At 57.8% G+C, this 21,754-nt stretch carries 20 protein-coding genes; 17 read left to right on the top strand and 3 right to left on the bottom strand.

Annotated elements, in window-relative coordinates; translation table 11 throughout:
* Window positions 1-16 precede the first annotated feature (16 nt).
* A complete protein-coding gene (locus ACXZ66_RS03760) occupies window positions 17-598 on the top strand; it encodes a hypothetical protein (RefSeq protein ID WP_458750588.1) in 582 nt (193 codons plus the stop codon).
* Window positions 599-627: 29 nt separating this feature from the next.
* Here the strand turns inward: ACXZ66_RS03760 and ACXZ66_RS03765 are convergent, their stop codons facing one another.
* On the bottom strand, window positions 628-2,211 hold the full coding sequence (locus ACXZ66_RS03765) for an LCP family protein (RefSeq protein WP_458750589.1): 1,584 nt from the start codon (window positions 2,209-2,211) through the stop codon (window positions 628-630).
* Between the two features lie 185 nt (window positions 2,212-2,396).
* On the opposite strand from ACXZ66_RS03765, the gene ACXZ66_RS03770 reads away from it, so the two are divergent.
* The 3 genes from ACXZ66_RS03770 (at window position 2,397) to ACXZ66_RS03780 (ending at window position 5,055) form a co-directional block, all read left to right on the top strand.
* A complete protein-coding gene (locus ACXZ66_RS03770) occupies window positions 2,397-3,308 on the top strand; it encodes a glycosyltransferase family 2 protein (RefSeq protein WP_458750590.1) in 912 nt (303 codons plus the stop codon).
* A 50-nt stretch (window positions 3,309-3,358) separates the two neighbouring features.
* Complete coding sequence (gene manB, locus ACXZ66_RS03775; RefSeq protein ID WP_458750591.1) at window positions 3,359-4,438, top strand: mannose-1-phosphate guanylyltransferase; 1,080 nt, start codon at window positions 3,359-3,361, stop codon at window positions 4,436-4,438.
* Between the two features lie 326 nt (window positions 4,439-4,764).
* Window positions 4,765-5,055 (top strand): WhiB family transcriptional regulator, encoded by a 291-nt coding sequence (locus ACXZ66_RS03780; protein WP_425386893.1) that lies wholly within the window; start codon window positions 4,765-4,767, stop codon window positions 5,053-5,055.
* A gap of 3 nt (window positions 5,056-5,058) precedes the next feature.
* On the opposite strand, the gene ACXZ66_RS03785 is transcribed toward ACXZ66_RS03780, so the two are convergent.
* Window positions 5,059-5,529 (bottom strand): metallopeptidase family protein, encoded by a 471-nt coding sequence (locus ACXZ66_RS03785; RefSeq protein ID WP_458750592.1) that lies wholly within the window; start codon window positions 5,527-5,529, stop codon window positions 5,059-5,061.
* 94 nt (window positions 5,530-5,623) lie between these two features.
* Here ACXZ66_RS03785 and ACXZ66_RS03790 point away from each other — a divergent pair, with 94 nt between their 5' ends.
* The 4 genes from ACXZ66_RS03790 to manA all read left to right on the top strand — a co-directional run bounded on the left by ACXZ66_RS03790 (window position 5,624) and on the right by manA (window position 9,733).
* Window positions 5,624-6,064, top strand: a complete 441-nt coding sequence (locus ACXZ66_RS03790) for a DUF3499 domain-containing protein (protein ID WP_458750593.1) — start codon at window positions 5,624-5,626, stop codon at window positions 6,062-6,064.
* 93 nt (window positions 6,065-6,157) lie between these two features.
* Window positions 6,158-7,528 carry a phosphomannomutase/phosphoglucomutase gene (locus ACXZ66_RS03795; protein WP_458750594.1) on the top strand — a complete coding sequence of 457 codons (1,371 nt, stop codon included), beginning with the start codon at window positions 6,158-6,160 and terminating at the stop codon, window positions 7,526-7,528.
* Between the two features lie 10 nt (window positions 7,529-7,538).
* The gene (locus ACXZ66_RS03800; protein ID WP_458750595.1) at window positions 7,539-8,534 is read left to right on the top strand and encodes a hypothetical protein; all 996 of its coding nucleotides are present in this window, start codon (window positions 7,539-7,541) and stop codon (window positions 8,532-8,534) included.
* A gap of 29 nt (window positions 8,535-8,563) precedes the next feature.
* Window positions 8,564-9,733, top strand: a complete 1,170-nt coding sequence (gene manA / locus ACXZ66_RS03805) for a mannose-6-phosphate isomerase, class I (protein ID WP_458750596.1) — start codon at window positions 8,564-8,566, stop codon at window positions 9,731-9,733.
* A 31-nt stretch (window positions 9,734-9,764) separates the two neighbouring features.
* Here manA and ACXZ66_RS03810 read toward each other — a convergent pair whose 3' ends face one another.
* Window positions 9,765-10,655, bottom strand: coding sequence for a hypothetical protein (locus ACXZ66_RS03810; protein ID WP_458750597.1), 891 nt, complete (start codon window positions 10,653-10,655; stop codon window positions 9,765-9,767).
* Between the two features lie 439 nt (window positions 10,656-11,094).
* Between ACXZ66_RS03810 and ACXZ66_RS03815 the strand changes: the two genes are divergently transcribed.
* From ACXZ66_RS03815 to secA, 9 genes are all read left to right on the top strand, one after another.
* Window positions 11,095-11,448 (top strand): DUF4259 domain-containing protein, encoded by a 354-nt coding sequence (locus ACXZ66_RS03815; protein WP_458750598.1) that lies wholly within the window; start codon window positions 11,095-11,097, stop codon window positions 11,446-11,448.
* A gap of 130 nt (window positions 11,449-11,578) precedes the next feature.
* Window positions 11,579-13,036: an adenosylhomocysteinase gene (gene ahcY, locus ACXZ66_RS03820; RefSeq protein ID WP_458750599.1), complete on the top strand. Its 1,458-nt coding sequence runs from the start codon at window positions 11,579-11,581 to the stop codon at window positions 13,034-13,036.
* A 2-nt stretch (window positions 13,037-13,038) separates the two neighbouring features.
* On the top strand, window positions 13,039-13,641 hold the full coding sequence (locus ACXZ66_RS03825; protein ID WP_458750600.1) for a dTMP kinase: 603 nt from the start codon (window positions 13,039-13,041) through the stop codon (window positions 13,639-13,641).
* A gap of 11 nt (window positions 13,642-13,652) precedes the next feature.
* The gene (gene mtrA / locus ACXZ66_RS03830; RefSeq protein WP_458750601.1) at window positions 13,653-14,336 is read left to right on the top strand and encodes an MtrAB system response regulator MtrA; all 684 of its coding nucleotides are present in this window, start codon (window positions 13,653-13,655) and stop codon (window positions 14,334-14,336) included.
* A gap of 27 nt (window positions 14,337-14,363) precedes the next feature.
* Window positions 14,364-15,917 carry an MtrAB system histidine kinase MtrB gene (mtrB, locus tag ACXZ66_RS03835; RefSeq protein WP_458751257.1) on the top strand — a complete coding sequence of 518 codons (1,554 nt, stop codon included), beginning with the start codon at window positions 14,364-14,366 and terminating at the stop codon, window positions 15,915-15,917.
* Window positions 15,918-15,919: 2 nt separating this feature from the next.
* Entirely contained in the window at window positions 15,920-17,656 is a 1,737-nt protein-coding gene (lpqB, locus tag ACXZ66_RS03840; protein WP_458750602.1) for an MtrAB system accessory lipoprotein LpqB, read from the top strand.
* Complete coding sequence (locus ACXZ66_RS03845) at window positions 17,653-18,258, top strand: ComF family protein (protein WP_458750603.1); 606 nt, start codon at window positions 17,653-17,655, stop codon at window positions 18,256-18,258. The genes lpqB and ACXZ66_RS03845 overlap by 4 nt, the downstream gene beginning before the upstream one ends.
* Window positions 18,259-18,359: 101 nt before the next feature.
* Entirely contained in the window at window positions 18,360-19,034 is a 675-nt protein-coding gene (gene hpf, locus ACXZ66_RS03850; protein ID WP_458750604.1) for a ribosome hibernation-promoting factor, HPF/YfiA family, read from the top strand.
* Window positions 19,035-19,199: 165 nt separating this feature from the next.
* Window positions 19,200-21,749: a preprotein translocase subunit SecA gene (gene secA / locus ACXZ66_RS03855; protein ID WP_458750605.1), complete on the top strand. Its 2,550-nt coding sequence runs from the start codon at window positions 19,200-19,202 to the stop codon at window positions 21,747-21,749.
* Window positions 21,750-21,754: the final 5 nt, after the last annotated feature.

A 21,754-nucleotide genomic window follows, 5' to 3' on the forward strand; every position in this document is an offset into this window, starting at 1 on the left:
AGGGCATAATAGGGGCATGAATCCAACATCAATCACCCTATTTTCTCCACCGCGGGCCTCTGGAAAGCCCGATTCTCCCGAGCAGATCCGAGATACTGTGCTGAGGTTGGCTCAGGAAGATGAAATCGAAGGCCTCGGATCCGCACAGCTCACGGACAGCGAGGTCACCTTTGGCCTCGCCGAAGGCCTCGAGGATGACGTTCTCGCGTGGTTGGACGACGTCGCCCTCGCCGAGGGTTACGGCATGCGCACCGACAAAGAGGTATTGCGCTTTGGCGACGAGGACGTGGAGTTCATGTATCAATTGCGTGGCGACGACGACCTGCGCCTCGGTGCGAGCCGCGCCGGGCTAGAACCCATTGTGGAATCGATGAGCGAGGACGAGGACTTTATTAAGATCTCGCGCTTTAACCTCGACGATCCCGGCGACGAATCTACCTATATCAAGGCCACGAACCTCGCGTCTTTGAATGGATTTACCATTGAGGTCTCGCCCCCGCGCCGCACCACGATTCTGGCCGATACCACCCAGACGGTGCAGACAATGCAGCGCTGGATGGACGGCGAGGCGCTCTCCGAATTGGCCTGGTCGGAATAGAGTCGGAATAGAGTCGGAATAGAGTCCGACTAGTTCACGCAGCGGGGGCCATCGGAGCCCGCCGAAATCTCCGGGGCGACCTCGGCTTGGCCAAAGTCGGCGCCCGGGGTACCCACGGGAGCCTCGCTGGAGACATCCGCAGCAGGGGTGTCCGAGCGCGGGCCGGTGTAGTCGTTGTAAGTAACAACGATCAAGGTGCTGGAATCAAGGCCGGCATTCGTGGTGATGGGCAGCCCACCGAGCAGATCGGATAGGGCGAGTGCGCCTGGGTCGTTGGCATCGGCGGCCACGATCTGGGAGCTGTAGTAGACGCCTTCCATGGCGTTGGAGGAACCCTCAACGCTGACACCTTGGTCTTTCAGCCACGAAGCCACGCCACCGGCCATGCCTGCAGTAGTGCCCGCATTAAGTACCTGGATGCCGTAGGAATTTAACACAGGATCCACAGCGGGGCCGGCATCTTGGGTGGGGGTACCGGTTGCCGGCGCATCGCTTGGAGCTGGCTCATCAGTCTTAGCCATGTCCTCCATGAAGGTGTGCACTGCAGCTGGGTCGACGGTGACAATGGATTCGCCGTAGTCGCCGGTACCGTCAATTGAGGTCACCGGAATGGTGGTAAAGGTGACGTTGCCGCCCGCCAGGCTTGCCAGCTGGGAGGCGAAGTCCATGATGTTCCAGCCCTTGTCAATGGTTACGGAACGCTCTACCGCGGTGCCCAACTCGCTGAGCTTTGCAGGATTGGTCAGCGTGCCAGCACTCAAGACCTTCTGCACCAAAGAAGCCATGTAGGCCTGCTGGCGCACGATGCGGTCCAGATCGCCGCGCGGAAGGCCATGGCGTTGGCGCACAAAGGCGAGCGCCTGGGTGCCGTCGAGGGTGGAGCGACCCGCCGGGAAATCCGCGCCCGAGAACTCGTCTTTCACCGGTGCATTCAGGCACACATCCACGCCACCAATGGCATCTGTGAGCAGAACAAAGCCCAGCAGACCAACTTCAGCGTAGTGATCGACCTCAACACCAGTCAGGTCAGCCACGGCACTAATTAGGCCGCGCTGGCCAGCACTGGCAACATCTTCTTCCAACTTCCGGCCTTCTTTTTGGCCCTCCGAGAGAAGCGTGGAGCGCCGATCGGCAGCATTTGCGGCGTAGACGCTGTTGATCTTGACGTTTCCATAGTCCTGCGTGTGCACATAAGTATCACGCGGGATGGATACCGCGTAGGCCTTGGATCCATCGTTCGGGATACGAATCACCATGATGGTATCGGTATTGCGCTCACCATCGGCTTGGCCAGCATTGAGCCGGGCGAGTTCTTCGTCGCTAAGCGGATTGCCCTGCGCGTCCGTGCGCGAATCTGAACCGACCAACAAAATATCCATCGCGCCGTCGGGCGCATTGCCTTGGGCGCCCTTGCCGCCAAGCAACAGCTCGGAGGCGGAAATTTGGTTGTCTAGGCGCCCGACTGTCCAATAGCCGATCGCGGAAATGACCACAATCACGACGGTCAGGATCGTCAGGAGCGCCTTGAGGTACTTGTTTCCCGTTTGGGACACATCCCGGAAGTTGCTCGGCGCGGGTTGAAACTCGCGACTACTTCGATGGGAAGGACTCACGCGGTCACACACCTTAAACTGCTCGGGGTTAATACTTTTCAGGGTGTCGCCGGGGCGTGGTCCCGCCGCGAAAAGGGGACGCATCGACCGTTCGACACAAGTGACCTGAATTATACGACACGCGCGCGCAAAACCGAGATCCGAATACCCAGCTCGGCGAAATCAATAGGTAGGATTGGGCCATTGTGATCAAAAACGAACCCACGCCACACGCGCACGACCTACCCGTCGCCGTGATCGCCGTGACGTACTCGCCGGGGCGCCATCTCGCACCTTTTCTAGAGTCGCTGCCCCAGGCCGCAAGCTCCGGGACTTACGTCATCCTGGCCGATAACGGCTCAACGGACGGCGTGCCCGAGCAGGCCGCGCAGGATTACGCCAACGTCGAGTTTTTCCCCACCGGCGGGAATCTCGGTTACGGTCCGGCGATCAATGCGGCAGCTCGTCGATTAGCATCGCTTCGCGACGAGGGCCTGGTCCGACCCGACTACTTCGTCATTTCGAACCCCGATGTGGAATTTATGCCCGGGGCTATCGATGAGCTCGCACGCTGCCTCTTTGCCGAGTCCGATCGTGGCGCTACCGGCCCGCAGATCGTTGAGGCCGACGGTTCGGCCTACCCCTCGGCGCGCAACCAACCAAACCTGGTTACGGGCATTGGGCATGCGCTGCTGTCGAAAGTGTGGCCGGGAAATCCCTTTACCGCTGCCTATAAGCGTGGGGAGGAGATGGATCGAGGGCGCTCCGCTGGGTGGCTGTCCGGCGCGTGTCTGGCAGTTCGCTGGGAAGCTTTTGACCAGATCGGCGGATTCGACGAGCGCTATTTCATGTACTTTGAGGACATTGATTTCGGCGATCGGCTCACGCGTGCGGGCTGGGTCAACCAATACTGCCCGGCCGCGAAAATCGTCCATGACCAGGGGCATTCGGCCAACGCACACTCCCAGCTGACGTTGCGGGCGCATCACGCCTCGGCCTATCGGTTCCAATCGGATCGCCATCCACGAACCTGGCAAGCCCCACTGCGCTGGGCGTTATTTGCAGGTCTGAAACTGCGCGAGGGCGTTGAGTTGCGCCTTGCGGGCAAATCTTCCTGATAGTTTTAAATATCAATAAATTACAGAGCGAACACACGAGGTTTAACACGATGGTGGATCCTTCTTCGACCGACGCAGTGATTTTGGTGGGTGGCCGCGGCACCCGGCTGCGCCCTTTGACCGTAAACACTCCGAAGCCGATGCTGCCTACGGCCGGGTTCCCGTTTCTGTCGCACTTGTTGGCGCGGATTCGTGAGGCCGGAATCACCCATGTGATTTTGAGTACATCCTTTAAGGCAGAGGTCTTCGAGGAGTATTTCGGCAACGGCGAAGACATCGGTCTGGAGATTGAATACGTCGTGGAGGAGTCCGCCCTGGGCACCGGCGGCGGCATCCGCAATGTTTATGACAAGCTGCGCTACGACAATGTCATGGTTTTTAACGGTGATGTTCTCTCCGGCGCCAACTTGGTAGATATTTTGGAGACCCACGACACCCACGACGCCGATGTGACCCTGCATCTTGTGCGCGTCCCCGATCCGCGTGCTTACGGCTCGGTGCCCACGGATGAGAACGACAATGTGCTCGCCTTCCTGGAGAAAACGGAGGATCCTCCGACCGACCAGATCAACGCGGGTTGCTACGTGTTCAAGCGCGAAATCATCGAGAAAATCCCGGCGGACCGCGTTGTTTCCGTCGAGCGCGAGACCTTCCCGAATCTGCTTTCCGCGGGCGCCAAGGTTGTCGGACACGTTGATACCTCGTATTGGCGCGATATGGGCCGCCCGGACGATTTCGTCCAGGGGTCCTCCGACCTGGTGCGCGGCATCGCTTACTCGCCGCTGTTAAAGGGCAAGACCGGCGAGAGCTACGTCGATGAGTCTGCGGGCATCGCCGGCGGCGTGATCTTGGTCGGCGGCACGGCGATCGGCCGCGGCGTTGAGGTCGGCGCCGGATCGCGTATCGACGATTCCGTGCTCTTCGAAGGGGTCACTGTAGAACCTGGAGCGATCGTAAAAAATTCCATCATCGCCGCCGGCGCGACAATTGGAGCGAATGCACGCCTGACCGATTGTGTGATTGGTGAAGGCGCCGTAATTGGCGCTCGTTGTGAGCTGATGGGCGGAATGCGCGTCTGGCCTGGGGTTACGATTCCCGATTCGGGGGTGCGCTTCTCCCCGGACGCTTAAGCGACACGCCGGGGAAGCGCGAACTAGTTTCTCGAAACACGAGGGGGTACTACATGTAGTGCCCCCTCGCTCCACCCCCGTACCTGTGTAAATGTTACTCGTGTGACTGGAGTGGCGACTCACCTGGGGGCAACCTTAAAGTGAGGCTACTTTCTTTGATTTAGGTTGACGCTATTTGTGGAAACCGTGTTGAATCACATTTATGTAATTGCTGCGCCACCCGAGCTAAGCCTTGGGAGTGAAGTGAAAATTACTTCAGTACAACCAGAACAACACTGAAACTAGTATCGAATACACCACAGGAGAAAGGATCTAGCGTGGAAGACATGGCTGAAAACGCAGTTCTCCGTGGCGGCGCCGCAGGCGAGATGACTCTCGATGAGTTGTTCGGCATCGTCGAACAGGAATGGCAGGATCAGGCGCTGTGTGCGCAGACGGATCCTGAAGCATTCTTTCCGGAAAAAGGCGGCTCCACCCGAGAAGCAAAACGCATCTGTCAGGCCTGCGCGGTCAGGGATGAATGTCTGGAATATGCCCTTGAAAACGATGAACGTTTCGGGATTTGGGGAGGCCTTTCGGATCGCGAACGGCGTCGCCTGAAAAAACAGATCGGCTAGAAGCTAGTACTGAAACCCAGGATCAATATCTGTCGGGTCGAGGTTTAAATAGTTCGCCACTAAAGCGGTCAGAATCCACGCCAGGAGTTCTGACCGTTCTTGCATGTTTGCGGTGCGCTGCTCCACGGGCATCCGGAAAATCACAATCCGAGCACGAGTAGGTCGCCCTTGGGAGTCCACGCCCGCCTGGAGAATACGTCCGAGCGGAACCGGGCCGTCGGCCACGATGTCGTCGGGAAGTAATGCGTCAGCGCGCAGGCGCATGCGTGGCACGGTGTCCACGGCAAGATCCACCCCGGCAAGTTGATCAAAGTAGGCATTCTGTAGCGGAGCATAGGCCTCGAGCACTGCTTGGTCGAAGCGCATGGACCTGGTGCGGTAGCGCGGCACCGCAACAGGCAAAAGGGGGCCACGAGGACCGCGACCGTGGCGGTCGCGACCGGTCCGCAAATGCAGTGCGTCGTGGGAGCTCATGGCTACATATAGTATTGCCTCGGCAAGTGAATAGGGGTGACCACGCCGAGCTAACACTTCTCAAATATCAAGTTCGGGTTTAGACTTGGTAATCGTGAGTACATTCCGTCGTTGTTGCCGAACCGGGTGCGGCCGCCCAGCCGTAGCCACGCTGACCTATGCCTACGCAGAATCGACGGCGGTCGTGGGGCCACTTGCGCCTGACGCCGAACCGCATTCCTGGGACCTGTGCGAAACCCACGCCAGCCGCATCACGGCACCGCTGGGCTGGGAAATGCTCCGCGTCGACCACATCGCGCTTGACGACGATGACGAGGAAGTCACGGCTCTGGCCGAAGCAGTCCGCGAGGCAGGTCGGGTGACCACCGGATTGGTGGAGCCAGGCCACGACCCCATCGAGTACGAGGGAACCCGCGACTATATCGACCCCGGGACTTCCAACCACCCCGTCTACCGCACTAAGCGGCTTGAAGAATTCAAGCATGCAAGGCGTGCGCACTTGCGGGTCGTGCCGGACCCAGAAGAAAATAATTAACATCGGCAAGATCCCCGCCTAATTGAATACTGCAGGTAAACTCGAACTTTGATTTATTGACTCGGGAATACAGAAAAAGGAATGGTTTGCCATATGCGTACTCGTGAGGAAGTTTCAAGCGCCATCAAGGCCTATGACGTCAGGGGCGTCGTCGGTGACAATATTGACGCGGAATTCGTTCACGACGCAGGCGCAGCATTCGCTTCCATCCTGCGCGGCGAGGGCGAAACCACCATCGCCGTCGGCTACGACATGCGCCCTTCCTCGCCTGAGCTAGCGCAGGCTTTTGCCAAGGGCGCGAACTCGCAGGGGCTCAACGTGATTGACTTAGGCCTTACTTCTACCGACGAGCTCTATTACGCGGCCGGTCACTACAAGTGCGCCGGTGCAATGTTTACTGCCTCTCATAACCCGGCGCAGTACAACGGCATCAAGTTGTGTCGCACGGGAGCAACACCGGTCTCGCAGGATTCAGGCCTGGCGGAAATTACAGACATGCTGGTTGACGGTGTGCCCGCTTACGAAGGTGACCACGGCGTCGTCGAAAAGCGAAATGTTCTGAGCGATTATGCTGCCTATCTCCGCGAACTGGTGCCCGCAACCGAGGGGAAAAACCTGGTTGTGGCAGTCGATGCAGCCAACGGAATGGGCGGGTTGACCGTGCCGGCGGTGCTGGCAGATATGGATATTCGCGAGCTCTACTTCGAGCTTGACGGCACCTTCCCGAACCACGAGGCGAATCCGCTTGACCCGAAGAATCTTGTGGATCTGCAGAAGTTCGTCGTCGAGCAGGGCGCAGATATTGGCCTGGCCTTTGACGGTGACGCCGATCGTTGCTTCGTTGTCGACGAAAAGGGCGAGCCCGTTTCCCCGTCGGCGATTACGGCGCTGGTGGCAAAACGCTACCTGGCCAAGCGTCCGGGCGCGACGATCATTCACAACCTGATCACCTCGCAGGCGGTACCGGAGATTATTCGCGAAAACGGTGGTACCCCGGTGCGCACGCGCGTCGGACACTCCTATATTAAGGCCGAAATGGCGCGCACCGGCGCGATCTTTGGCGGCGAGCACTCCGCGCACTACTACTTCACTGAGTTCTTCAACGCTGATTCCGGCCTTCTGGCCGCGCTCCACGTGCTTGAAGCGTTGGCGGAATACGATGGGCCGCTGTCTGAAATGATGGCGGAATACGAGCGCTACGTGGCCTCCGGCGAGATCAACTCCACCGTCATCGACCAAGACGCAGCGACCCAGCGCGTGCTCGGCGGGCTCGCAGACCGGATCGAGGCGACCGACACCCTCGACGGCGTCACGGTCAAGCTGAAGGGCTCCAAGGCATGGTTTAACGTCCGCGCCTCGAACACGGAGCCACTGCTGCGCCTCAACGTCGAGGCCGAGACGCACGAGCAAGTTGACACCCTATCGGCAGAAATTCTCGCCTACATCCGCAACGAAGAAAGCTAGTCTGGGTTTCATGGATTCCAGCTCCGAGGACTATCAAGACGACCGCCAATACTACGAGGGCTCCGGGGACTACGACCGCGAAACGGTCCGCTTCTTCGACGTCGCCCACGAAGGCGCCCAATTGCGTGCCATTGCGGGGGCGACGGATCAGCTCGCTACGCTTCGCGGCGAGATTCCGCGCAGCGTGGTTATTTTGGTCACCGATCAAATCGCGCGCGCAGGGGCTCGCTATGTGGTCAATCAGCGTATCCCGCTGCGCTTTCCCATCGTGATCACACAATCACTGCCCACCTTCGTCGGAGCGCTCGACATCGTCCTGGTCGTCGGCGATGTCGCAGAAAACGATGACATCTCCCAAGCACTCATCGCCGCCACCAACCGCGGGGCCAGCGTCGTCCTGGCAGGACCAGCACGAGGGCCAATTATCGACGACGCACCTGCCTCAGTCATCCAGCTCCCAGCACTGCCAACTTCTGCCGGAGGATCGCCGATGCGCACCATCGGAGCTGTCTCCTTAGTGTTGGATTCGCTGGAAGAAGACCCCCGTATTCTGCAGCAGCGCCTCAACGACTACGCCGATGAGCTCGACGAGGAAATCCAGCAGCTTTCTCCCGAGCGGGACGAGACGGTCAATCCAGCCAGGCAGCTGCGCGAATACGTTGAGGGAGCGCGCGTGATTCACACTGCTTTTCGTCAGCCAGGACTCGCTGTTGCGGAACTCGTCGCAACGCTCTGGTCTGCTCGCGGAATCCCTTCGAGCTTTGTGGCTCCAGAGGAATTACCCCGGGCTATGGAGGAACAACAACAAAAACAAGATATTTTCTATGACCCATTCATTGACGGCGAAGACCAACTGGTACCGTTGAAGGCCGTTGTGTGGGCTCAAGATGAGGCCCCGCTGCCCAATGCACGGGCAGAGTCCTGCCCGAACACCGAGTTGGGCGATACCGCTGCGGCGCTACGGCTTATCGTGCGTGGTTTTGCCACGACTGCGCTCGGCGAGTAGTTGGAATTGTTGAAGGAGTCCTAACCGACATGGAGCTAATGACTGGCGCCTTGCGCAGTTACCCCTGGGGGTCGCGCACCAAGCTCGCGGAGCTACGGGGAAAGCCAACTCCGACAGCAACTCCCGAGGCTGAGATTTGGTTTGGTGCCCATCCTGGTGACCCTTCAATAGTTGGGGGACAGAAGCTCGATGAGAAGATCGCCGCAGACCAGCACGGCCAATTGGGTGCGCGTGTTACCGAACAATTCGGCGGTGACCTCCCTTTTCTACTGAAACTTCTCGCGGCAGATGAACCGTTGAGTTTGCAGGCGCATCCTTCCTTGGAGCAGGCGCAAGATGGATTTGCGCGCGAAGTTGCGCAAGGGTTGCCGGAGCGAGATCCGAACCGTAATTACAAAGATCCGAACCACAAGCCAGAGCTGATTGTCGCCTTGACGGAATTTCACGCTCTTGCTGGTTTCCGCCCCTTGGAAAAGACTCGGGAATTATTCAGGGTGTTGGATTGCGAACCTTTTGATCGCTACCTCACCATGATCGACCAGGAACATGAAGATGCAAGTCTCAGGGCGCTGTTTACCACGTGGATTACCATTCCGCGTAGCGTGCGGACGACGCTTCTGGAAGCTGCTGAGGATAGTTGTAAGCAAATTAGCGATCGCGAGGACTGGATCGGCGACGTAGCACGCTGTTTCCTCGAGCTGAAGGAAATCTATCCATCCGATGTGGGAGTGCTTGCTGCGTTGCTGCTCAACTACGTTGTTTTGCAGCCAGGTGAAGCAATCCATTTGCGGGCAGGGCAGTTGCACGCCTACGTACGTGGGATGGGAGTGGAGATCATGGCAAACTCCGATAACGTCCTGCGTGGTGGTTTGACCAGCAAGTACGTGGACGTGCCGGAGCTGGTTCGCGTGCTGGATTTCTCGACACTCGCGCATCCCCGGGTCGATGCTGAATGTCATGACGGGGTGACTGAATATCCTGTTTCGGTGCCTGACTTCATTTTAAGTAGGCATGATTTGGGCACAGCCGACTTAATTGCTGATTGCGATGGTCCCGCCATCGTGCTGTGTACCGCAGGTGAGGCCACCAGCGGCGACATCACGCTCACACCCGGAATGGCGGCGTGGATCCCAGCGAAGGATCCAGCACATTGTTTCCGTGGGGAGTCTGGCACAGAGGTATTCTACGCCAGGGTGTAGGCGCTTAGGCTTAGGCGCTAGGGTGTAGGCGCTAGCGGATGAATTGACTCTGCAGCTGCTGCCACCACAGGTCATTCCCGAAATTACTCAACTGAGGCTGCGAAACCTGCTGCTGTTGCGTTTGCGGTTGGCCTTGCGGAGCTTGTTCCTGAGCAGGCTGCTGCGGCGCCGGAACAACCGTGGGTTCTTGTTGAGCCGGAGACTGAGTCGGCGCTGGCGCGGACTCTGTCTGCGCTGGCTGGCCTTCCGGTTGTTGATCAGCCTGAACGTTGAATCCATTAGAATCCGCTGGAGGTGAAGATTCCTGCGGAGGAAGCGGCGGAGTGGAAGGTTGCGTCTGAACTTGATCCGTGGAGGCCCCAGGTGCAGTAGAAGAAGGGATCCCAGTGGTTCCAGGAGTTTCTGTCCCGATAACAGGACGCGTCGGCTGAGTCTCATCCGCTGCACCTGGACGGGATGCAGAAGCCAGGGTATCGCCGTGAGAACTTCCACCCGGTTCAGTGCTTAGATCACCTTGTGATGAGTCTCCTGGCACTGAGCGATCTTGAGCCGAGCCATCTTTTACCGAGCCGTCCGGCACGACATTTGTTGGACGGTACACATTAGTTTCCCGTTCGATGGAACTCGGCGCGGCTAAGCGGGCGTTGGGTGGCAGGAAGGGGTCATTCTCATCCGGCTCGGCGTATGGAGTCTGATGGGCGATGTCCTCTGCTGATGTCGGCGTAGCACCGCGGGGCTCGTCCTGGGTGGCCGACGTAGTGATGTTAGCCGTATGCGAACTAGGTAGCGCGTCCGACCGTTTAGTTGAGATGCCGTCATTAGAAGAAGGGGAGCCGGTGTACCAAACACCAAGTCCGATCAAAGCTGCGATGACAATTCCCGCTGCAATGAACAGCATCGGGCGCACTTTTCTCCTGCCCATACTTTCCCCCTCCTAAGTGTTTTCTCAATCCTAGTGCTTTATCAATATGAGATATGTCAAAATGGTGGTATTTCTGCATTAATACTGGTCTGCGGTTATGAAGTCTAACCTTTGTAACAACTCGGTAACAACCGGACATGCCAATTTTGAATTGGGTAAACGATGTGTATTCCCTGAAAAAATATTGATCAACGTGGGTATATAGAATTGATTGTGAGCTCTGGCACATATGCCTAATGTCTTATAAAATGGCGTGCTTCTGATGTGCTCCTGCTGTGCTCTTGCGGAGCAAGGCGTTCAGTTACCGAAGTTTATTCCACGATCTATAGCGTGTCAGCTGGAAAGACAGTATTACTAACTATGAGCGGTTAATATGCGGCGTGGCAGTTTTACTTCCTCTTTACTTCTTTATGCCAAAACGACTTCAAGGAGCACAACAATGAGCACGTGGGATTCTGACATTTTTGCAGAAGAAACCAATGTCGATTTTCTCGATGAATTGGTCGACCTAGACGATGATGACATTGTCGAGTCTGTTACCGATGCCTGCCTGCTGGCGGCAAATCAAGACAAGAGCACTGAGGACGAGTTGCTCAATGGCCAAGCCGCCGCGACGATCGCCGCAATTTGGGCTGGTGCTCCCTTCGCCGCTGGCGATGTAGCGCAGCAGTACCCATTCATTCGTGGCTTGATGGGAGAAGTTGATGAGAAGCTCGCAGAAGCTGCCATTAGCGTCCTCGAGGCCGCAGATACCGATCACGATATTGATCAGTTCATTGAAGCCCTGTCCTAGTTCTGTCCTGGGGAAGCTTGTAATTCTTTCCGATTAAACGCAGTCATAAGCCGACGAGAAAAGTTCACGCTAGAGTGGATCGGGTACAAATAATTGTTTTCATTTCTCGTTTGATAGGAGCTCAAACTTCATGGCTGACGCACAAGCAGTCCTAGGTGAACAGGATTACAAGATCGCAGACATCAACCTCTATGAGGCTGGTCGCAAGCAGATCGATCTCGCAGAGTACGAGATGCCAGGACTGATGGAGTTGCGCCGCGAGTATGCGGAAGAGCAACCACTGAAGGGTGCACGTATCGTCGGTTCAATCCACATGACCACGCAAACCGCGGTCCTGATTGAAACCCTCACGGCGTTAGGTGCACAGGTGCGTTGGGCATCGTGCAACATCTTCTCCACCGAGGACCCAGCAGCAGCTGCGATCGTCGTTGGCAAGAACGGCACCCCAGAAAACCCGCAGGGTGTTCCAGTATTTGCCTGGAAGGGCGAGACCCTCGACGAATACTGGTGGTGCCTGAACCAGGTGTTTACCTGGGAAGGCGAGGCGCCTAACATGATTCTGGATGATGGCGGCGACGCTACCATGGCAGTAATCAAGGGCAAGGAATTCGAGCAGGCCGGTGCAGTTCCGGCTGCTCAGCCAAACGACCCAGACGAACAGATCGCGTTCTACGCCATGCTGGCCGAGGTACTTAAGGAAGACAACACCAAGTGGACCAACCTGGCTGAGTCCATCAAGGGCGTCACCGAGGAGACCACCACTGGTGTGCACCGCCTCTACCACTTTGCCAAGGAAGGCACCCTGCCTTTCCCAGCAATGAACGTCAACGACGCCGTGACCAAGTCCAAGTTTGATAACCGCTACGGCACCCGCCACTCGGTCATCGATGGCCTCAACCGCGGCACCGATATGCTCATTGCCGGCAAGAAGGCCCTCGTCTGCGGTTACGGCGACGTGGGCAAGGGTGTCGCCGAGGCACTCGACGGCCAGGGCGCGATCGTCTCCGTCACCGAGATCGATCCGATCAACGCGCTGCAGGCCCTGATGGACGGCTTCGACGTCGTACTTACCGAAGATGCCATCGCAGATGCAGACATCGTGATCACCTCCACCGGCAACAAGGACATCATCACCTTCGAGCACATGGAGAAGATGAAGGACCACGCAGTGCTGGGCAACATCGGTCACTTCGACAACGAGATTGACATGCACTCGCTGATCCACCGCGACGATGTCACCCGCGTGAACATCAAGCCACAGGTTGACTTGTTCACCCTGCCATCCGGCAACTCCATCATCGTGCTCTCCGAGGGTCGCCTGCTCAACCTGGGCAATGCTACTGGCCACCCATCCTTCGTGATGTCGAACTCCTTCGCGGATCAGACCATCGCGCAGATCGAGCTGTACACCAACGGTGCGAACTACGACAACGAGGTTTACCGTCTGCCAAAGATTCTCGACGAGAAGGTCGCGCGCATCCACGTTGAGGCGCTCGGCGGCAAACTCACCGAGCTGTCCAAGGAACAGGCAGACTACATCGGCGTCGATGTTGCTGGCCCATACAAGGCAGAGCACTACCGCTACTAATTATGATCATTGCGGTTGAGGGGATCGACGGCGCAGGAAAAAACACCCTGGTCACGGCGTTGAAGGAGCAGTTGAACGCGGACACAATGGCGTTTCCGCGTTACGACGATTCGGTGCACGCCCAACTTGCTCACGAAGCGTTGCATGGGCGGATGGGGGATCTCACCGATTCCGCATACGCCATGGCGACTCTGTTTGCATTGGACCGCGCGGGCGTCGTCGATAAGCTGCAGGAGTATTCCGGCAACCCTGACCGGACGATCATCCTTGACCGCTATGTCGCCTCGAACGCGGCGTATACCGCCGCGCGCACTGGCGACGATTCTGTGTTCGACTGGGTAGCAGCACTCGAGTTTGATCGGCTCGGGCTGCCTAAGCCGGACTTGCAAATCTTGTTGGCAACAACGCCAGAGGAATCTTCGCGTCGGGCGCAGCTTCGCGAAGAAGCCGATGCAACGCGCACGCGTGATAGCTACGAGCGCAATTCAGAGCTCCAACGCGATACCTACAATGCCTATGTCCGCCTTGCCGAAAGTAATTGGGCGGGTAAATGGGTGCATTCTTCGGATCCCACAGCTATTCTGCAAGAGATCCAAAAACTATAAAGGAGTCGGCAATGTCCCACAAGATCCTCGTCGTCGACGATGACCCAGCAATCTCCGAGATGCTGTCGATCGTGCTTGAGTCTGAAGGCCTTGAAGCCATCGTGGTAAATGACGGCAATGAAGCTGTGCCGACATTTCGCGAGCAGGAACCAGACCTAATCTTGCTCGATCTCATGCTCCCAGGCATGAATGGTGTGGACATTTGCAAGGCTATCCGTGCTGAGTCCTCGGTTCCGATCGTGATGCTAACGGCCAAGACCGACACCGTTGACGTGGTGCTTGGGCTGGAATCCGGGGCGGACGACTATATTACGAAGCCGTTCAAGCCGAAGGAGCTTGTCGCTCGTGTTCGTGCGCGTCTGCGCCGCACCGACGGGGCACCAAGTGAGGTGCTTGAGGTAGGCGATTTGACCATTGACGTGCCTCAGCATGTGGTGAAGCGTGGGGACGAGGAAATTTCCTTGACCCCACTGGAGTTTGACCTATTGTTGGAACTTGCACGCAAGCCTCGACAGGTACATACTCGTGAGGAATTGCTTGAGTCGGTGTGGGGCTATCGCCATGCATCCGATACTCGCTTGGTCAATGTGCACATTCAGCGCCTGCGTTCCAAGATTGAGAAGGATCCAGAAGACCCGCAGATCGTTCTCACCGTGCGTGGCGTGGGATATAAGACGGGAACAATGGGGGAGTAATTTACCCTGATAGATAAACTTAAAGCGATCCGTACGCGGATCGCGGACGCTTGGCGTACCTCGCTGCAGGTGAGGTTCATCGGGTCCGTATTGATAGCTTCAACCGTAGTCATGGCCGTATTGGGCTTTGCGCTTGCGTCGGTGGTGACCCAACGCCTTGTTACCACCAAGGAAGACATCGCGATGGGCCAGCTTGAACGTGCCCGCGAAACGGTAGAGCAGCAGATTAATGCCACCGGCTCGTCAACTTCGACGCAGGTGCGGCTCAATTCAGCGCGCGCATCGCTGACTAGTCAATCCTCTAGTACTCAAGATGCCGCGGCAGTCTACGAACCGGTGCTTGTCGTTGAAGGAACTAATGGCACGGTGACAACCTCGCCGGAGGGATACAACATTCCTCAGGAGCTGCGCGATTACGTCTCGCAGGGCCAGATCTCCGACCAATACGTCCCGATGACGCGTTCTGATGGGTCGACCTATAACGCCTACATTATTGGCACGCCGACGAATTCAGATATCCAGGACCTGCAGGTCTACCTTGTGTTGTCCATGGAATCGGAAGAATCCACGATGGCGCTGATGCGCGGTCTGCTTTCTACGGCGGGAATCGTCGTTGTGGTCTTGCTAGTCGGTATTGCCTGGCTGGCCACCCAGCAGATCACCACGCCTGTGCGTTCGGCATCGAGGATTGCGGAGCGCCTTGCTGCCGGGCACCTGCGAGAGCGCATGGCCGTCGAGGGCGAAGACGAAATGGCGCGGCTTGCGCTGTCGTTTAACAACATGGCAGATAAGCTCTCCAGCCAGATTCACCAGCTGGAGGAATACGGTGACTTGCAGCGCCAATTCACCTCAGACGTTTCGCACGAGCTGCGTACCCCGCTAACTACCGTGCGTATGGCCGCGGACATGATTGCAGCAGATGAGGATTCGTTGGAACCGCACACCAAGCGCGCCAGCCAATTGATGATCCGCGAGCTAGACCGCTTCGAGGCGTTGCTGGGCGACCTGCTCGAAATTTCGCGCCACGACGCGGGTGTAGCCGATCTGGCAGTAACGAAGATTGATGCGCGCGCACCTTTGCAGTCGGCGTGGGAGCAAACCCAGCACCTCGCGGAAGAACTCGAGGTCGAAGTAAAGTTCGACGTTCCAGAAGACCCAGTGCCCATCGAGGGAGACACTCGTCGCATCGAGCGCATCTTGCGCAACCTGCTGGCGAATGCACTCGATCACTCGGAAGGTAACCCAGTCGTCGTTGCGCTGACGGCAAACGATTCTGCGGTGGCATATACCGTCACCGACTACGGTGTGGGATTGAAGCCGGGCCAGGAAGAACTTGTGTTCAACAGGTTCTGGCGCGCAGATGCTTCCCGTAAGCGGCATTCGGGCGGAACCGGACTCGGCCTTGCAATCGCTCGCGAAGATGCAATACTGCATAAAGGAACCCTTGATGCAGCAGGCACGATCGGTGTTGGCTCGCAATTCCGGCTGGTCATTCCGCGTGCTATCGACGAGGGGATTGTCGAGTCGCCGAGCCCGCTTGCTCCGCCGGTCGGCCCGATTGAGCAGGAGGAGGCGAAGTAACAATGGAGCACACCCACAAGCGTTGGCCGAATGCGTCCCGGAGTACTGTCGCGCTTCTTGTTGCGGGCTCGCTGGCGTTGACAGCGTGCACCTCGCTGCCCACCAATACGGGCCCCGCAGCGATCCGCTCGTTTGAGCCCAATAGTGGCGCGAGCAGCGTGCCGGCTCCTCAAGCAGGCCGCGAGCCTGACCTTCTACTGCGAGATTTCTATGCAGCCGGGGCAATTCCCCGGGGCGACTATGAGGCGGCGCGCAGCTTCCTGACCCCGGCTGCCCAAGAAGTGTGGAGCCCGAATGAATCTACGCTGATCGTCGATCGCATCGACCTAACCACCCAACCCGGTGCCACCGGCCAGCGCAGGAGCTTCTCCGTGCGCGGCGATGTCACCGGCTCGCTGCGAGACGGGGGCAATTTCTACCCGGAGACCGGCGTTTATGAGGCCACCATCGAGCTGGAACAGGTCAACGGTGAGTGGAGGATCTCGTCGCTACCTTCGGGCATTATTTTGGAACGTACGGAGCTGCGTAATCAGTACCAGCCCTACAACCTCTTCTTCCTCAATTCCACAGGTGAAACCCTAGTCTCTGATCGCCGGTGGATTTACTCAGGCGCAGAATCGATTGACACAGTGTTGATGAGCCTTTTGGCGGCGGGCCCCAACGATCGCCTTCGCCCGGCCACGTGGTCGGGGCTGCCGGCGGGTGCGAATTTCTCGGGCAAGACCGACGGGGTCTACGAATTTACCGGTGTTGGCCCGCACAATCCCGATGAAGTGCAGCGGATGGCAAGCCAGGTTGTGTGGACTCTGGCGGTGGCTGGCGTGCCAGGGCCGTACAAAATCTCCTTCGATGGAGTCTCGCTTAACAACAATGGCCAGGGTCTAACCACAGATGATTTCGCAGGGATGGATCCGCAAGCCCCCTCCGAAGAGGCTTTCAGTCTCTACGCATTAAACAATGGTCGGCTGTTTAGCGTGGAAGGAAATCAAACCCGCCCAGTGGAGACCAGCTTAGGTGCCTCCGGCAACATTGAATCCGTTGATCTTTCCGCAGATGGCCACGCCGCTGCAGTTCTTAACGATCCGAATGATCCGAACACCAAAATTTTCTCCGTGGGCGGGATGGAGACCCCACAAGTCGAAGTGATGCGCGCCGCGGAATTCTCCCGGCCAACCTTTGAACTGAACAACAACGTGGCCTGGGTTGTAGCAGACGGCAACCGGATCATTCGCGCGGTGCGCTCGAACACCACCAGCGAGGTTGTCAGCAGTGAAGTTGATTCTTCCTTCTTAAACAACATTCATGGAGACATCTCGGTCTTAAGGATCTCGGATTCGGGTGCCCGGGTGGCCATGATCATTGATGGACGCCTCTATGTTGGCATCGTCGAGCGCAGCGCGGCAGGGGAGCGTTCGGTGGTCAACGTCATCGAGTACGCCCACGAGCTCGAGGGGTCGGCCGTCTCAGTGGATTGGTCTTCGGACGGCGCACTCATTGTGGGAACGTCCTCGGTGGACACGCCGGTGATCCGAGTCGAACAAGATGGTTCCGCCTCAACCACCTTGCCCACGGGCAACATCAACGCCCCAGTGGTGATGGTGGCCACGAGCTCAACCATGATCTATGTCACCGATGCGAATGCGTTGCTGCAATTCCCGATGCAAGGCCAAGAGTCCGTCAACTGGCGCGAGGTCCCAGGACTGCAAGGCGCACGCTCAGCCGCAGTGGTAGCAAAGTGATCGAGCTGCTCCTACCTCGCCATTGCGCGGGGTGTGGAGCGCCCGGGGAGCACCTGTGCTCGAAGTGCCGCCACGAGCTGGCCCGGCCCCCGCAGCGTGTGGTTACCCGCGAGTCGCCACACGTGCCGGTCTTTTCGCTCGGCCCATATGCGGGCGCGCATCGTCAAGTCATTCTGGCGATGAAAGAGCACAAAAATATCGCTATACGACGATTAATAGGCGCCGTTCTTCACGCCGGTCTCGAACACCTCGAAGCGCGCGGCGAGCTTCCCGTCCCCACAGTCCTTGTGCCGGCGCCAACACGCGCCTTTTCAGCCAGGCAACGAGGAGGGGATCCGGTGACCGCCGTGTGCCAGGCCACCGGTCGCACCGTGCTGCCCGTGGTGTCTTTAGCACAGAGCGTGCGCGATCAAACAGAGCTTGATGCAGCCGGGCGCAGAAAGAATTTGAGTGGCGGAATTATCATTTCTGGGGTGCCGCGCGACACAGTAATTGTGGTCGATGACGTCGTAACCACCGGTGCAACCCTGCAGGCAACTATCGAGAATTTGCTCAGCCGCGGAGCCAAAGTCGCAGGTGCAGTGACTATTGCGGCTGCCTAATTAGTGCCACAAGAATTAAGAGGGGGCTTTGTGGCAATGCGGTTATGACCAGACGTATAGTAGGAATTACACCCAGTCCCCACCTAGTAGGGAGGAAGCAGATGACCACTGCAGAAAACCACGAAGTCCTCAGCCCCGAAGCACAGGTGACCATCACCGGTCGTAACGTCGAGGTTCCAGAGCACTTCCAAGACCGCGTCAATACCAAGCTCTCGAAGATTGAAAAGCTTGACCCAACGTTGACTTTTTTCCATGTTGAGCTGCAGCATGAGCCGAATCCACGCCGTGAGGCAGAGGCTAATCGCATTCAGATTACTGCCACTGGCAAGGGTCACATCGCTCGCGCTGAGGCAAAGGAAGACAGCTTCTACGCTGCTCTTGAAACTGCATTGGCCAAGATGGAGCGTTCCCTGCGTAAGGTGAAGGTTCGCCGCGAGATCTCCATGTCCGGCCACCGTGCACCGAAGTCCACCGGTCAGGTCGCTGCCGAACTCGTCGATGAGGCGGATAAGGCAAAGGCTGAAAACAACGGCAAGTACGATGTGGATCCTTATGCAGATCAGGTCCAGAACGTCGAGCCGGGCCAGGTTGTTCGCACCAAGGAGCACTCCGCAACGCCAATCAGCGTCGATGAGGCGCTCAGCGAGATGGAGCTCGTCGGACACGATTTCTACTTGTTCGTGAATGAAGAGACCGGTCGCCCTTCTGTGGTTTACCGTCGTCACGCGTTTGATTACGGCTTGATCTCCCTCGTTGAAGAGGAAGACGCACAGTAGTCGCAAGCGCTCGAATTAATCACCGCCTCTGGGTCCTCCCAGGGTGGTGATTTTTTCACTTTGCTGGGTAGGTTGCTAGGGAGCCCTATGGCGGTGCGCGTACAATAGCGCATTGATACTAAAGTCTTAGAAAATATCCTCCACACAGATCGAAGGACTAAATACGTGTTTGGACTGTCCAAGCTGCTCCGGGCCGGTGAAGGCCGTACGGTCAAGCGACTGAAGAAAATCGCAGAAGACGTCATCTCTTTGGAAGGCGAGTACGAAAAGCTCACCGATGAAGAGCTCAAGGCGAAGACCGGTGAGTTCAAAAAGCAGCTGGAAGAAGGCGCGGATCTCAACGACATCTTGCTTGACGCTTTTGCTACCGCGCGTGAGGCGTCGTGGCGTGTGCTCGGCCAGAAGCACTACCTGGTGCAGATCATGGGTGGTGCCGCCCTGCACTTCGGCAACGTCGCCGAGATGAAAACTGGTGAAGGCAAGACCCTCACGTCGGTGCTGCCCGCATATCTCAATGCCCTCGAGGGCAAGGGTGTGCACATTGTCACGGTGAACGATTACCTGGCACGACGCGACGCCGAGATGATGGGCCGTGTGCACCGCTTCTTGGGCCTCGAGGTGGGTGTCATCTTGTCCGACATGCGCGCGCCAGAGCGCAAGAAGGCCTATGACGCCGACATCACTTACGGCACGAATAATGAGCTCGGCTTTGACTACCTGCGCGACAATATGGTCAAGTCGCTCAGCGATGTCGTGCAGCGCGGTCACCATTTCGGCATCGTCGACGAGGTTGACTCGATTCTTATCGACGAAGCACGTACCCCCTTGATCATCTCCGGTCCAGTTGAGGGTTCGAGCCAGTTCTACAACGTGTTTGCTCAGCTCGCGCCTCGGATGCGCGAGGGCATCCACTACGAGGTGGATAAGAAGAAGCGCACCGTTGGTGTCAACGAAGAGGGCGTGGAATTCGTCGAGGATCAGTTGGGTATTGATAACCTCTACGATCCTGAAAATTCCCAGCTGGTCAGCTACCTCACCAACGCGTTGAAGGCGAAGGAGCTCTTCGAGCGCGACAAGGATTACATAGTCCGCCAGGGCGAAGTGATGATCGTCGAAAGCTTCACGGGCCGCGTTCTTTCTGGTCGCCGCTACAACGAGGGCATGCACCAGGCAATTGAAGCCAAGGAAAAGGTGGAGATCAAGAACGAAAATCAGACCCTGGCTACCGTCACGCTGCAGAACTTCTTCCGCATGTACGACAAGCTCGCCGGCATGACCGGTACCGCAGAGACTGAGGCTGCCGAGCTGAACTCCATCTACGGCCTAGATGTTGTACAGATCCCAACCAATCGCGAGAACCAACGCATTGACCGCGACGATCTGATTTACAAGACGCAGGAGGCTAAGTTCGCGGCAGTAGCCGACGATATCGCCGAGCACGTCGAAAACGGCCAGCCAGTCCTAGTGGGCACCACCTCCGTGGAACGCTCCGAGTACCTCTCGCAGTTGCTGCACAAGAAGGGCATTAAGCATAACGTCCTCAATGCGAAGCACAACGAGGAAGAAGGTCGAATCATCGCCGAGGCCGGTATGCCAAGTACGGTGACCGTTTCTACTAACATGGCAGGTCGCGGTACCGATATCGTGCTGGGCGGCAACCCCGAGATCTTGCTGGACGCGAAGCTGCAGGCCCAGGGCCTCGATCCTTTCGAGGACGAGGAAAGCTTCCAGAAGGCGTGGGACGAACAGCTCCCGAAGGCGAAGGAACGCTCGAAGAAGCTGGGCGACGAAGTCCGTGAAAACGGCGGCCTCTACGTCCTTGGCACCGAGCGCCACGAATCTCGCCGCATTGATAACCAGCTGCGTGGCCGTTCTGGCCGTCAGGGCGATCCAGGCGAGACCCGTTTCTACCTGTCTATGCGCGACGATCTGATGGTGCGCTTCGTTGGCCAATCCATGGAAAACATGATGAACCGCCTCAACGTGCCAGACGACGTCCCCATCGAGGCAAAGATGGTGTCCAACTCCATTAAGGGTGCACAGGCGCAGGTGGAGAACCAGAACTTCGAAATGCGTAAGAACGTCCTGAAGTACGACGAGGTCCTCAACGAGCAGCGCAAGGTCGTCTACGCCGAGCGTCGCGAGATCCTTGGAGCGAAGGACATCAAGGACCAGGTTCGCCGCATGATCAGCGAGACCGTCGGCGCTTACGTCGATGGCGCAACCTATGACGGATACGTGGAGGACTGGGACCTCGACGAGCTGTGGAACGCTCTCGAGGGTCTCTACGGCCCGACCATGAGCCCACAGGAACTCATCGACGGCACAGAGTACGGAGCAGCGGGCGAGCTTTCGGCGGACCAGCTCCGCGAGGCGCTTATCGACGACGCACAGAAGGCCTACGACAACCTCGAGGCAAACGTTGCCGCCATCGGCGGCGATGCCCAGATGCGCAACATCGAGCGCATGGTGATCTTGCCGGTGATCGACCAGAAGTGGCGAGAGCACCTCTACGAGATGGATTACCTCAAAGAAGGCATCGGCCTGCGTGCCATGGCGCAGCGCGACCCGCTGGTGGAATACCAGAAGGAAGGCGGCGACATGTTCAACGCGATGAATGACGCAGTGAAGGAAGAAACGGTGCGTCAGCTGTTTATGATGCGCAAGCAGTTCGAGCCAAAGGCAGAAGACACCGAGGGCACCGTCCAGGCCTAGAACAG

The sequence above is a fragment of the Corynebacterium sp. S7 genome (assembly GCF_054401105.1).